Raw genomic sequence first — 13,264 nt, 5'->3', positions numbered from 1 at the left:
TAAGCCTGTTAAACTTTTGTTTTATCTTCAATGGTAAGGTCTGGTCGGTATTTGTTTACAATACACTGAAAGATCTCCCATTGATCACTTCGGAAGGGAATTTGCCATCCTTTCCCATCCTCTTTAAAAAAACGCGCATAGAATAAATTTTTTTTGCGGAGAATTGCGACAGACTGAACAGTTTCCCAAGGTAATACTTCTTGCCTTTTCTTCCCCCAGACTGTCCGGGCGTAAATTACCCCTTCTGAAGAAATACTCATCGAATTGTTGATCCCACCCATGGAAAGGCAAACTATCCCCACCAGAACATAGGGGAACATAAGCATAAGCCCCTTTATTTTCATAGAAAAAAGTTTGGCCATGCCTATAGCTAAAATAAGAAATCCCACAACGAAGGTTATCCCGCGCATCCATTTGGGAAAGGCGAAGCCAGATGTCAAGATGCTGGTTTCTTCAAGGGGAGGTTCGTTATTGAAACAAGAAGTCTTACTCAAACATTGAGGCGCTTTGTCAAACATTTTCACCATATCTCCCGCCTTGCGTCTAAACTATTTTAATCTGGGGCTGACGGATAAGGAATAGGAACATACTGTACAGATGGCCTTCCTATCCCCGACTGAGGATAGAGTTTCATAATATTGCAAACTTGAGAAGATAGATCTGTATTCACGGGCAAGCCGAGGGCTTGGGCTTCCTCTGCCGTAATCGGATAATCATGGGTCCATCGGCCTTCGGTCAGCACTAAAGCCAATTCTGTTGCTTTTTCATCACCCATTCGGTCTTTTAACAGATTGAACACAAAAGAGCGGGTCTGCTTTACAGCCTTCCGGCTCACGTCAGCAAGGATGAGAGTCGTATCCTCCACCTCTGATACAGGTTTCTCTTCTACGGCTCTGAGAATAGAGGCTGCCGGATATTGCCCTATCTGCGGATCTACAGGGCCAAGCACTGCATGTTTATCCATAAGAATTTCGTCTGCGGCAAGGGCTATGAGAGTGCCGCCAGACATAGCGTAATGGGGAACAACCACTGTAACCTTTGCTGGATGCTTCTTCAATGCATAAGCTATCTGCTCCGCAGCGAGGAGCAATCCCCCCGGGGTGTGTATAATAAGATCGATAGGGGTTCCTTCAGAGGTAAGGCGAATGGCCCTCAATACTTCCTCAGAATCTTCAATGTTGATGAAGTTGCGTGAGAACATCCCAAAAAAACCAACGCTCTCCTGACGATGGATAAGGGTTATGATCCTCGTCTTTCTGCGTTTTTCGCAGGCCCTTAGCGCGGTAATTCTTCGCCAATGTAAGATCTGCTGCCTCAATTGGGGGTAAATAAAAAAGAAGATGAACAATAAAAACCACGAATTAGAACTTCCCATGGGACACCTCCTTCATTATTTTAAGAAGAACCGTGCATGTTATTGTACAGGGGATGAAACGCTCTGTCAGCAGGAGAAAAAACAAAGGGGTTATTTTTTATGAAAGAAGGCGGCTCTAAACCGCCGCCTTCTTTTCTTTTTTCCTTTTTTGAGGTTTTGTACACTCAAAAGTCATTTCACCTTTGTCCTCATCAATAGAGACGAGACTTCCCTTCTTGATCTTGCCTTCAAGCAGCATGTCTGCCATCCGGTCTTCTATAAGCTGCTGAATTTTTCGCCGCAAGGGTCTGGCACCATATCTTGGGTTATAACCCTTTTCGAGAATAAACGCTTTTGCCTCTTCGCTAACCTTAATATCTATATCTTGATAACGCAACCGTTCCCTTACGTCGGATAACATGATATCAACGATAACAAGCATTTCCTTTTTGCTCAGAGGCCTGAAAACCACCATCTCATCTACTCGATTAATAAATTCAGGGCGAAATGTTTTTTGCACCGCATCCAAAATATCAGATTTAGTTTTATCCCAATCGAAATAACCATCCGCTTCTCCTGATATTGAGAATCCAAGGGATGTCCCTTTGACCCAATCTTTGGCCCCAATATTGCTGGTCATAATAATAACAGCATTCCTGAAGTCAACTGTATGACCCTGACCATCTGTAAGCCGACCATCTTCCAGAATTTGAAGCAAGATATTGAAAACGTCCTCATGGGCCTTTTCTATTTCATCAAACAACACTACTGAATAAGGACGTCGACGAATGGCCTCCGTAAGCTTTCCACCTTCATCGTACCCCACATACCCAGGAGGGGCCCCTATCAGTTTTCCTACTTCATGGCGTTCCATAAACTCGCTCATGTCAAGACGGATCATGGCGTCTTCGCTGCCAAAGAGAAAATCTGCCAATCTTCTGGCTAACTCAGTTTTACCGACGCCTGTGGGTCCTAAGAAAAGAAAACTGCCCACGGGACGACGGGGGTCTTTCATGCCGCTCCTCGCTCTACGTATAGCTCTGGCAACGGCACTAACCGCCTCTTCCTGGCCAATAAGCCGGCAATGTATCTCTTCCTCCATCCTAAGCAGTCGCTGGGTTTCTTCTTCTGTCAACTGAGTTACTGGAATATTCGTCCACTCGCTCACTATAGTGGCAATATCATCAAAAGAAACGAGAGGTTTCTCTTGATATCGCCTGGACTGCCAATCTTTTTTCTTCTCTTCGAGTTCCTCCGATATCTTCCGTTCAGTATCTCGTAAACGAGCAGCTTTTTCAAATTCCTGAGAGGTTACGGCAGCCTCTTTTTCTTTTCGAACCTCTTCAAGATCATGTTCTATATCTTTAAGATTTGCGGGAATCTCCATGGTTTTCAAGCGAGCTCGGGCAGCTGCTTCATCGATCAGGTCAATCGCCTTATCGGGAAGAAAACGCTCTGTAATATATCTTGATGAAAGGCGAGCGGCAGCGACAAGGGCATCGTCTGATATCTTTACCCTGTGATGGGACTCATATCGATCTCTGAGTCCCTCAAGTATGCTAATCGTATCGTCTACCGAGGGTTCCTCAACCATTACTGGCTGAAAGCGCCGTTCAAGGGCTGCGTCTTTTTCTATATATTTACGATATTCATCTAATGTAGTAGCGCCAATGACCTGAAACTCACCTCGCGATAAACTTGGCTTGAGTATATTGGCAGCATCCACAGCTCCCTCTGCGCCACCGGCACCGATTATGGAGTGAATCTCATCGATAAAGATGATAACATCCCCTGTTTCTCGAAGTTCTTTTAAGAGCTTTCTCATCCTCTCTTCGAATTCGCCGCGGTATTTTGTTCCGGCTACGAGATTTCCTATGTTCAGCTGAACTATTTTTTTCCCTCTCAAAATTTCAGCAATATTACCATCTTGAATCTTCTGTGCCAGTCCTTCCACTATTGCAGTTTTCCCTACTCCAGGATCCCCAAGAAGGACCGGGTTGTTTTTGGTTCGTCTGGCAAGAATTTGTATCACTCGCTGAATTTCTTTGTCTCGGCCTATAACGGGGTCAAGTTCGTCTTTTCGACTCTTTTCTGAAAGATCTATACCTAGCTGATCGAGAGTAGGGGTCTTGGAGTGCAGGCTCCTTTGCCCTTCGCCGGATAGATCTGGCTGTACCCCCCTATCTGCTTCGTTATTTGCTATGAAACGGCTTATTTCCCGCTGAACAATAACAGTATCTACACCTGAAGACAGAAGGATCTGAGCTGCCACACCTTCCCCTTCGGCCAAGAGACCGAGAAGCACATGCTCTGTGCCTACATAGTTAACTCCCATATTCCGAGCTTCTTTAATGGCAAGATCAAGCACTCGTTTTGCTCGTGGGCTCAACGGAAGATCAATAGGCTTTAATATAGGCTGTCCCTTTCCTACGAGTTCTTCTGTTTGCCGACGGACTTCCTGAAAGTTCACGCCAAGTGAATTGAGAACCTGAGCAGCGACACCCTCTCCTTCTACGAGAAGGCCAAGAAGGATATGCTCTGTTCCGATTACGTCGTGCCCCATCCGAAGAGCCTCTCTATGGGCAAGCTGAACTACTTTTTTGCCCCGTTCCGTAAAAAACTGCCACATGGTTTTCCACCCTTTCAAATAATGCTCTTATGCAAGGGCCAGACCTCGAAGCATTCGTTTTAAGATCTCGGCCTGCAAAGCATTTCGCTTGTAAGGAGATACATCGAAATCAGAGCTGGCCACTTCATCTAAAAACCTCATCGCCACTTCTATCACGAGACGTTCTCTCGCAGAAAGAAGCTCTCTGTCCTGAAGGGCAGCTAAAAGACGTTTTGCATCCTGTTCACTTACAGCATTACCCACTATATCTTCAATATGACTTATCTTTTCTTCCGGCACATCGTAACAGATACGAACTATGCGGATATAACCATGTCCCCCACGCTGGCTTTCTACTATATATCCTCTTTCAGGAGTGAAACGGCTTCTTAAAACGTAGTTGATCTGACTCGGGACACAACCGAAGAATTCCGCAAGGTCTTTACGTCGTAAAGAAATAGCTTCTTCTTCCATTTCTTCTTGAAAAAGCTTATTAATATAATCTTCAATAACCTCAGTCAGGCTCGACATAACACAAACCTCCTACCCTGAATCGTTGGTGTTCTTATTGTAGAGAATTGGTCAATATTAGTCAAGGTTGTTTCAGAATTAGGGGGGATAGATTATTTTTTGCCTACTTGGTTCTCTTCTCCGCTGCGTATACGTTTTATGTTCTCTTTGTGGCGGACAAGAGCCAGAAAAGCCATGGAGAGAACTGCCAAAACATGAGAAGAATCCATTTTAAGGGTTATGAAAATAAGGGGAAGGCTGAAAAGAGATGCTATTGAAGCCACAGACACATACCTTGAAATTTTCAAGGTTCCATACCATATTATGCCAGCTGCCAAAGCAGCATAGGAGCTATAGGGAGGTATCATAAAGAAAACCACACCAAAGGTCGTCGCCACACCCTTGCCGCCTTTGCCTTTAAGCCATATGGGGAAATTATGCCCGCATACACTAGCAAATGCCATTAGAGCGAGAAGCGAGGAGCCTTCCACTTTCATAGATCTTGCTAAAACAAGCACCATTCCGCCTTTAATCATATCTATAATCGTCACGATAATTGCCCATTTTTTCCCCATCCGACGTCCAACATTAGTGGCGCCTATGTTCCCAGAACCAAATGTGCGGATATCTTCACCACAAAATAATTTAACAAAGACATATCCTGTGGGGAAAGATCCTGCTAAATATGCAATTAGAATCCACATCCAGTTTGTCATTGTTACCTCCTTAGAACAAATGCATCCACAACAACAGCACCCTTTTTCTTTACAAAAACAGGGTTTATTTCCAATTGAACAAGCCTAGTTTCAGTACACGCCAATCTTGAAAGGCTGGCCACCATTTTAGCAAATGCCGCCACATCATAACCAGGGCGCCCCCAAACCCCGCGTAAAAGAGAGTATCCCTTCAATTCTCTAATCATCGCCATAGCACTTTCTTCGTCCACAGGAGCAACTCTCATGACAAAATCCCGAACGGCACTCGCGTATATACCTCCGAGGCCAACAGATAGTACCGCTCCAAAGACAGTATCCCGTTTGATCGCAACAGTACACTCTATACCGTCCTCGAGCATCTCCTGAACAAGTACCCCCCTGATATCCGCTGCTGGGTTAGCCAGTCTGGCTTTTTCCAAGGTGCGGCCATAGGCATTTCTAAGTTCCTCTTCCCCTCTCAAATTTAATGCTATTATTCGGGCTTCACTTTTATGGACGATATTCGGAGACATCACCTTGAGGGCAACTGGATAGCCAATAGTTTCTGCTGTTTCAATAGCTTCTTCCAATGAGTGGCACAAATATTCTTTGGTAATATCTATATTGTGAAAAGCAAGAAGTCGTTTCGCATCATATTCTGTCATGCTTTGGGGGAGGTCAGGGAGTCCTTCTTTCTCTTCCGCCACAGCACACTCCTCACAACTTACAGGCATTGATGCTTCAAGAGAAGGGATGCCGACACTCAAGCCCGCTAAGGCTCGAGCACATCGTCTTGGGCTGGTAAAAAAGGGAATACCTTCTTCCTTTAACATTTCCCTCACTTCTTCTTCCTCTATGCCTCCCATAGAACAACACACCACCGGGTGCTTTCTATCCCTGACCACATCAAGCAACGCTGCCATAATATTTCGCACTTCTTCTCCCCGGCTTTCTGTTAAAACAGCAGCTATTATGTCCAAATTGGGAGAGTTCATCAGACGTCGGAGCAGGTAGGTTACATATTCTGCCCCCTCCATTCCAAGGGAAGCCAAATCGATAGGGTTATTTACATAAACATCAGAAGGGAGGCTTTTTTTCAGCTCTCTTTGAAGATCTTCGGGAACTGATGGCACCTTCAGCCCCTCTTCAAAACAATTATCAGAAAAGGCAATGCCTGCTCCTCGGGAAGGAGAAACAATGATAGTTTTTCGCCCAGCAGGGGGGAGGAAGGAATTATAGACACAGGCCAGGTCTATTATTTCATCTGTGTCACGCAGGGGAAGAATTCCAAACTGCTTAAATGCAGCACTCCAAATTGCCGCATTCCCTGCACCAGCCGATACATGACTTGAAATAGCCTGGCGAGATGAAACATTCTGCCCGGCTTTAAGAACTCCAAGGCGTACTCCCCTCAGATTGGCTTCACGAGCCATTCTTAAAAAAGCTACTCCGTCACGCAATCCCTCCAGACAGAAAAGCATTAACTTTACACAAGGATCATTTAGAATCCATGTTCCAACCTCAGCCAAATCTATATCTGATGTCCCACCTGTTGTTATCACATATCGAAAGCCTGTCCCTGCTAATCGAGCAGCAGAAGCAACAGCAAAGCCCAAATCCCCACTTTGCGAAATAAGCGCTACTTTCTCGTATTGATCTTTGCTGAAGCACCCTTGAAAAGGAGAAATAACAATCTTATCTTTTAAATTGATAAATCCCATGGAATCCGGACCTATAATGCGTAATGCGCTTTTCGAAAGTATTCGACTGACTGTCTCTTTATCTTTTTGACTCCACACTCCACTTTGTTCCGATGCAAGGAGCATGGCATAAGGAATATTTTCTTCTCCGCATCTGCCAAGCCAGTAAGGCAAACGACATGTCGCCACGTCTAAAATGGCTAAATCCACCTGTTGAAAAGTGGCTTCTTCATTTTTAATCTCAATAACGGGGCCATTAAAAGAAGACTCCTGAAGGGTCTTCTCAGCTCTTGCAGCCGCTCCGCTCCATGCAAGCCCCTCTCCTATTAACGCAATGGAGCGGGGATTAAACAATCTGTCAAATTTTGCCTCAGACATTGTGATGATCAATCCTTCCTCTTTTCACTACTGTGGTTTTATATTAAAACATGTTATCAGAAGTATAATCATCCTCTGCTTTCAACTGCTGAGATTTCTCCAGCATAACCAGAATTCTCTCTTTTATCCTCTGCTTATGAGATCCTGACCAATAGACCTTTCCGCACTTTGGACATTCGGTAAACTCATTATAGAACAACCGCGTAAGAGGCTCCAGGCGATCAAGAACATCTTCCTTTTGGACGGGGCGAAGAGTCTCGTTACAAAAACTGCATCTGCTAAAAGGAAAAAGCCACGATTTTAGATTATAAAACTTTATAACCTCAAATAGCTGGGCCCAGGGCCTTTCCTCGCGAATAAGCCGTCCATAGGTTATTATTTTTCGCTTTAACAAGGAACGGTCTCTCGTTATTACAATTCTCCCTTCATCTTTAGAAATAGCAGCAATATCCTTATCACGCCATGCATGGTTGTAAACAGTATCAAGCCCCATCAATCGAAGAAGGGATCCTAGTCTGGCTACATTAATGTCAACTACAAAAGAAGGCCGCTCAAGAGGTACTGGCCTTAAAAGTGTCGCTTTAGTAACATCAACTGGCGGGGAAAACGGCAATATACATGCCTTGTCTCTATCCTTCAAAAGATAATTAAAATCAACAGAAATTCCGTTAACCAGAATCTCCCCCACCTCAGTGTGAGGCACACCCAAAGCCTCCACACCGTCTTTTACGGAGGTAAGCCTTTGCAAGGGAAAATTAAGAGGCGTCATTTCTTCTTTTGAAGGATAAAAAAAATACGAGAAACTTGGCGAGAAAGCTATTTGTGCCTTCATTGGTGCAGCCCCCCATCTTTCACGCTTTTTAAATTCTTTTCCCACTAATATTTTTATATTATAATCGTTTCATGAGATGTATACTGGTTGTTCTCGATGGATTGGGAGATAAAGGAATAGCCCCCCTGGAAGGGAAGACACCCCTTCAGGCAGCTCGAACTGTCAATCTGGATCGTATTGCGGCATCAGGCACATGCGGCCTCTATCATAGTTGCCTGCAAGGTCAGGCTTTGCCAAGTGAAATGGCCCACTTTATAATGTTTGGCTATGATCTCGCCTTCTTCCCCGGGAGAGGGTACATCGAAGCCAGGGCAGAGGGGGTTCCTGTAAGAGATGGCGACGTGTCCTTGCTTTCTCGCACTTTCTCAGTAGACAAAAAAGAAAACCTCTTTATCTTGAAGATTGAAAAGATGAATCCTGATCCTTCCGTATTAAAACCACTTCATGACGCTATCAGGTTCTATAGAAAGGACAACATAGAGATCGAATTTATTCCCACCACTGGTATCGCCGGGCTCTCCATCATGCGGGGACCTGGGCTTTCCTCGGAGGTAACAGACTCCAATCCTATCTATGAAGAACGGCCTATTATGCAAGTTCTCCCCAGAGAAGACACAAAGAATTTCAAAAAAGCACATTACACCGCTGAAATTCTTAATGACTACATGAGGTGGTCCTATGAGATTTTGTCTTCCCATCCTATAAACAGCAAAAGAGAGAGGGACAACGAACCTCCAATAAATTTTATAGGTCTTCAGCGAGCTGGGCAATACCGCCCTCTTATACCTTTCCACCAGAAATGGGGGCTTCGGGCACTCTGCATAGCTTCCGGTGCCATCTATCATGGCTTGTGTTCTATTCTTGGCATGGATATCCTTCGTGTAAGTGACACAGATGCCCCTGAGAAAGACCTTGAAGAACGGCTTCGCACAGCCTATGAAGCGACAGATTATGATTTTATCTATGTTCATACTAAGGCAACAGATGAAGCGGCTCACAAAAGAAGCTATCAAAAGAAAATAGATGTGATAGAGGCCCTGGACAAGGCTTTTAAATTCGCTTATGAGGTAATAGTTCCTGATGACGAGGTACTGTTTATCGTAACCTCTGACCATTCTACCGCCAGTGTAGGAAACATGATTCACTCTGGAGAAACTGTGCCCATCATTATGAGTGGACGTTATACTCGAAAAGACTCCGTACAAGTCTTTGATGAAATAAGTTGTGCCGCAGGCGGATTGGGATTGTTGCGAGGGCATGAGCTCATGTATATGACCCTAAACCTTCTAGATAGAGGGAAGCTCGCAGGACTCATGGATTCACCAGTAGACCAACCGTATTATCCCGGCCCATACATCCCATTGAGAGGGTGAGAATCATGGAAGAACGACTCAAAGCTATTCTGCTGAGAAAACCGGAGCTCATTGCAGATTTTCCGCCATGGATGCTGCCACGAGATGACATAAAGAGGATAAGGGCTACGGAGGATGTTGTCATCATTGAGGTCGCGGGACGAGATAGTTTCGCTGCTCTTTTTAAATACATGGAAAACCACTCTGTTAAAGGGGTTGTTCCCACCATCGCTTACACCGCGACAGAATATGGCGACTGGATAAGTTTATACGATAACCTTGATTATATGAAAGATCACCTTCGCTCATTATCGGTCCATATTTATTCTCCTGTATTTATGGGTTCACCAGCCCTTTGGAAAAGAGTTTGCGGCTCTATCACGGCTATATCCTTGGCTAAATTTGGTTTTTATACACCCTGTATAGGCTGCCACCTATATCTTCATGGGATCCGTATCCCCCTGGCCCTTCAGCTTGGAATAAAAACTGTTATAGCCGGAGAAAGAGAATCCCATGACAGTGCTATAAAAATAAATCAGATCAGTGTATCCCTTGATGGGTACATAGCTCTCTTTAAGCTTTTTGGTCTCTCCCTGGAGATGCCCCTCCGCCATATTAGTAAAGGCAGTGAGATCGAAAGCCTCCTTGGGATATCATGGGAGGGGGGACGACGTCAGCTAGATTGTGTACTTAGCGGAAATTATGTGGGAGAAAACGGATGCGTTGCCTACTCAGAAGAATCAATTCAAAAATATCTTAATGATTTCGCTGTTCCCCTTATGGAAGAATATATTCGAAAAGCTATAGCCTCACCGTTTTGAACGCGGAAAATCAAAGAACGTTCATAACGAGGTAATCCGAAAACGGCGCGCACTAAAAAAGGGAAACATCGTACGATGTTTCCCTTTCAAACCCAATATGGTGCGGAGGGGGAGACTCGAACTCCCACAGCCCAGAGGCCACAAGGTCCTTAGCCTTGCGCGTCTACCCGTTCCGCCACCCCCGCAGAACGACGGTTATTATAATGGGGCTTGCCCATTAAGTCAATACATAGAGATGCTAAAAACTTAGAATTCTCTTCTTTCTTTAATACGAGCAGCCTTACCACTGAGCTTTCTCAGATAGTACAGTTTAGCTCTACGTACCTTCCCAAGGCGTTTTACTTCGATCTTATCGATTGAAGGACAGTGGATTGGAAAAACTCTTTCAACGCCAACGCCATTTGAAATCTTTCTGACGGTAAAAGTTTCATTGACTCCGCCATGTTTCCTCGCTATTACAACACCTTCAAAAACCTGAATACGCTCACGAGCCCCTTCAGTAACTTTCACATGGACACGAACAGTGTCTCCTGAACGAAATTCTGGCACTTCGTTTTTCATATATTTCTTTTCAACCAGTTTAATGGCATCCATTGCTAACCCTCCTTACTCCATTACAAAAATCGTTTATCTCCACCCGAAAAACCTATCGAGAATCACTCCTACCGCAGTTCGAACAGAGAGATGGTTATAATCTTCCTTTCCCCCAGAAAGAGGCTGCAAAAGAACAGAACATCGTTCAGTGACTTCTTTGTGCAACCCGGAAGCCGTACCAAACACAAAAAGCACTGGTTTCTGGCTCTCCAGAAGAGTCCTTTTCATTTCCAGCCAGTGAATTGCCCCGGAACAAGCTCTAGCTGTGGTTCCAACAACTAGAGGCTCTTCGTGTTCTTTGCTTTTTATCCACTCAATAGCCTTATCAAGAGTTGGAACCGTTTTCATTGTCTTAAATGCTTCCGCTCTGCTCGGATTGAAAGATGCTCCATAGCCCTTCACCCAATGAGCGGCCATGGTTTTTGCGAGTTCCCGCTGACTTTTCAGAGGAGTAACCACTAAAAATTTACGTAGCCCATAAGTACGACAAGAACGACTAATATCCGAAAGATCAAGACCAGTGAGAGCCGCTGTCGTTTTTTGCCCATAATGGTCCATAACAGGATGGTGGACCAAAGCCAGATACACTCCTTTTTCAAGGTACGATGCTATGTTAGCTCGACTTAATAAATCAGGTCGCCTTCGCAATGTTCTCTGTACAGACTGCTGCTTACGCCATTTATCGATCTCTTTCTCGTTCCCTGAAATGAGTACGGGCGGTACCTGATCTCCTTCCCACAGTGCTGGTCTTGTATAGTGAGGAAAATCCAGCATACCCCTGAAAAAGGAATCTTCTTCTACTGCCCCGCCCCTTCCTACTACATTTGGGACAAGACGAGCCATAGCATCAATAATGGCCATCGCTGGTATTTCTCCCCCAGTTAACACATAGTCTCCAATGGAAACCTCAAGATCCACACACTTCCCTGCAAAGCGTTCATCGATGCCTTCATAATGGCCGCATATGATAATAACATGCTCCCTGCTCGCAAGGGACTCCACCATTTCTTGGGTAAGCATAGCCCCCTGAGGACTGGGATAGACTACAGTATCTACCCCCTGATGACCCTCTCGAGCCTTTTCCAGCGCCTTTGAAAGAGGTTCGGCCATGAGCACCATGCCATCGCCGCCGAAAGAATAATCATCGATCTGTCGATAATTTCCGAAGCCATACTCCCGGAGGTTAATCAAATTTACGTTGATCAAACCTGTTTCCACAGCCCGGCCAATGATGCTTGTAGAAAGAAAATCACGAAAAAACTCAGGAAATGCGGTAATTATAGTAACGCGCATTACTCCCACAATCCTTCGATCATCTCAACTTCCATAACGCGATTATCAATGTCCACCTTTTTTATAAACTCTGATACTGCGGGAATAAAATGCTCTTTTCCGTCATCTGAAATCACGGTGTAGATATCATTTTCCCCGGCAAAGAAAACGTTATGCACCATCCCTAGATAGCGGCCGCTCCCCTTTTCAAACACCTTCATACCGATTAAATCATCAATCCAGTATTCCCCTTCTTCCAAAGAATACCGTTCTTCAGATGTAATTTTGATCAAGCAGTCTTTCAGGCTTTCAGCACTTTTAGGCGTTTGAAGTTCACGGGTTTCGGCAACGATAATTCCTTTGCCATCCAGAAATTTCATATCTTGAACGGTGAGTACAGCCAGAGGTTTTTCATCTTCGCCATAAACCGCAAGGTTTTTCATCGTAAAAAAGCGCTGGGGAAAATCAGTGAGAGGAAAAATTTTAATACCCCCACGCAAACCATGCACTCCTACGATACGCCCAATTGTAACAAGGTTACGGTTTTCCATGGACCGTCACACCTCAATCTGCTTCAATATCCACTTCCACTCGTTCATTTTCTTTCACAGCAGCAGCTTTTGCCACTAAACGGATGGCATTGATCGTGGCGCCGCGTTTTCCAATCACCCGTCCCACATCTTCAGAAGCTACTTTGATCAAAACCATCACTATTCCCCGGTCATTCACTTCTGTGGTAATTTCTACCTGGTCTGGGATAGTAACAAGGTGATCGACAATGTATTTTACAAGTTCTTGGTAATTAGCCATCATTACTCAGCAGAGTTTTTCTCTGCAGCGAATTTCTCCCACACACCAGCCATCTTAAGGATGCCCCGAGCCGTGTCAGAGGGAGAAGCTCCATTTTTCAGCCAATAGAGAGCCTTTTCCTCGTCGATCTTAATGTCCGCGGGATCCACCATGGGATTATAGGTTCCCAGAAGCTCAATGAACCGTCCATCACGTGGTGATCTCGAATCGGCTACTACAAGCCGATAAAAAGGAGTTTTTTTGCGCCCGAACCGGGCTAAACGAATACGTACCGCCATTGAATGTGACACCTCCTGCTTTAATAAAAAATAGATCAATCTTTTATTTTCTTTCCTTGT

Annotated in this window: 14 protein-coding genes and 1 tRNA gene; 2 read left to right on the top strand and 13 right to left on the bottom strand. The window is 44.7% G+C overall.

Annotation, left to right across the window (positions count from 1 at the left end):
* Positions 1–8 precede the first annotated feature (8 nt).
* The 7 genes from BUC50_RS05085 to BUC50_RS05055 all read right to left on the bottom strand — a co-directional run bounded on the left by BUC50_RS05085 (position 9) and on the right by BUC50_RS05055 (position 8,077).
* Positions 9–494 (bottom strand): PH domain-containing protein, encoded by a 486-nt coding sequence (locus BUC50_RS05085; protein ID WP_286677209.1) that lies wholly within the window; start codon positions 492–494, stop codon positions 9–11.
* Between the two features lie 59 nt (positions 495–553).
* Complete coding sequence (locus BUC50_RS05080) at positions 554–1,375, bottom strand: SDH family Clp fold serine proteinase (RefSeq protein WP_013047966.1); 822 nt, start codon at positions 1,373–1,375, stop codon at positions 554–556.
* A gap of 115 nt (positions 1,376–1,490) precedes the next feature.
* Positions 1,491–3,983: an ATP-dependent Clp protease ATP-binding subunit gene (locus BUC50_RS05075; RefSeq protein WP_013047965.1), complete on the bottom strand. Its 2,493-nt coding sequence runs from the start codon at positions 3,981–3,983 to the stop codon at positions 1,491–1,493.
* A gap of 27 nt (positions 3,984–4,010) precedes the next feature.
* Positions 4,011–4,493: a CtsR family transcriptional regulator gene (locus tag BUC50_RS05070; RefSeq protein WP_013047964.1), complete on the bottom strand. Its 483-nt coding sequence runs from the start codon at positions 4,491–4,493 to the stop codon at positions 4,011–4,013.
* Between the two features lie 92 nt (positions 4,494–4,585).
* Positions 4,586–5,188, bottom strand: coding sequence for a glycerol-3-phosphate 1-O-acyltransferase PlsY (plsY, locus tag BUC50_RS05065; RefSeq protein ID WP_013047963.1), 603 nt, complete (start codon positions 5,186–5,188; stop codon positions 4,586–4,588).
* 2 nt (positions 5,189–5,190) lie between these two features.
* Positions 5,191–7,245, bottom strand: a complete 2,055-nt coding sequence (locus BUC50_RS05060) for an acetate--CoA ligase family protein (RefSeq protein WP_013047962.1) — start codon at positions 7,243–7,245, stop codon at positions 5,191–5,193.
* A 43-nt stretch (positions 7,246–7,288) separates the two neighbouring features.
* Positions 7,289–8,077 carry a Mut7-C RNAse domain-containing protein gene (locus tag BUC50_RS05055; RefSeq protein WP_213700804.1) on the bottom strand — a complete coding sequence of 263 codons (789 nt, stop codon included), beginning with the start codon at positions 8,075–8,077 and terminating at the stop codon, positions 7,289–7,291.
* Between the two features lie 71 nt (positions 8,078–8,148).
* Here BUC50_RS05055 and apgM point away from each other — a divergent pair, with 71 nt between their 5' ends.
* Both apgM and BUC50_RS05045 read left to right on the top strand, forming a co-directional pair.
* The gene (gene apgM, locus BUC50_RS05050) at positions 8,149–9,450 is read left to right on the top strand and encodes a BPG-independent phosphoglycerate mutase family protein (protein ID WP_013047960.1); all 1,302 of its coding nucleotides are present in this window, start codon (positions 8,149–8,151) and stop codon (positions 9,448–9,450) included.
* A 5-nt stretch (positions 9,451–9,455) separates the two neighbouring features.
* The gene (locus tag BUC50_RS05045) at positions 9,456–10,250 is read left to right on the top strand and encodes a hypothetical protein (RefSeq protein ID WP_013047959.1); all 795 of its coding nucleotides are present in this window, start codon (positions 9,456–9,458) and stop codon (positions 10,248–10,250) included.
* Between the two features lie 98 nt (positions 10,251–10,348).
* Here BUC50_RS05045 and BUC50_RS05040 read toward each other — a convergent pair.
* The 6 genes from BUC50_RS05040 to rpsP form a co-directional block, all read right to left on the bottom strand.
* A tRNA-Leu gene (locus BUC50_RS05040) sits at positions 10,349–10,435 on the bottom strand.
* A 61-nt stretch (positions 10,436–10,496) separates the two neighbouring features.
* Positions 10,497–10,844 carry a 50S ribosomal protein L19 gene (gene rplS / locus BUC50_RS05035; protein ID WP_013047958.1) on the bottom strand — a complete coding sequence of 116 codons (348 nt, stop codon included), beginning with the start codon at positions 10,842–10,844 and terminating at the stop codon, positions 10,497–10,499.
* Positions 10,845–10,877: 33 nt separating this feature from the next.
* Positions 10,878–12,137, bottom strand: coding sequence for a tRNA (guanosine(37)-N1)-methyltransferase TrmD (gene trmD / locus BUC50_RS05030; protein WP_013047957.1), 1,260 nt, complete (start codon positions 12,135–12,137; stop codon positions 10,878–10,880).
* Entirely contained in the window at positions 12,137–12,667 is a 531-nt protein-coding gene (gene rimM / locus BUC50_RS05025; RefSeq protein WP_013047956.1) for a ribosome maturation factor RimM, read from the bottom strand. Before rimM ends, trmD begins: the two co-directional genes overlap by 1 nt.
* A gap of 13 nt (positions 12,668–12,680) precedes the next feature.
* Complete coding sequence (locus BUC50_RS05020) at positions 12,681–12,926, bottom strand: KH domain-containing protein (protein ID WP_041459500.1); 246 nt, start codon at positions 12,924–12,926, stop codon at positions 12,681–12,683.
* A 2-nt stretch (positions 12,927–12,928) separates the two neighbouring features.
* Entirely contained in the window at positions 12,929–13,204 is a 276-nt protein-coding gene (rpsP, locus tag BUC50_RS05015) for a 30S ribosomal protein S16 (protein ID WP_013047954.1), read from the bottom strand.
* Positions 13,205–13,264: the final 60 nt, after the last annotated feature.

The organism is Aminobacterium sp. EBM-42, assembly GCF_001896635.1.
GTDB classification, from domain to species: Bacteria; Synergistota; Synergistia; order Synergistales; family Aminobacteriaceae; genus Aminobacterium; species Aminobacterium colombiense.
Note: the sequence above shows the minus strand (reverse complement) of the source record. Positions and strands in the feature narration are given on the sequence as shown.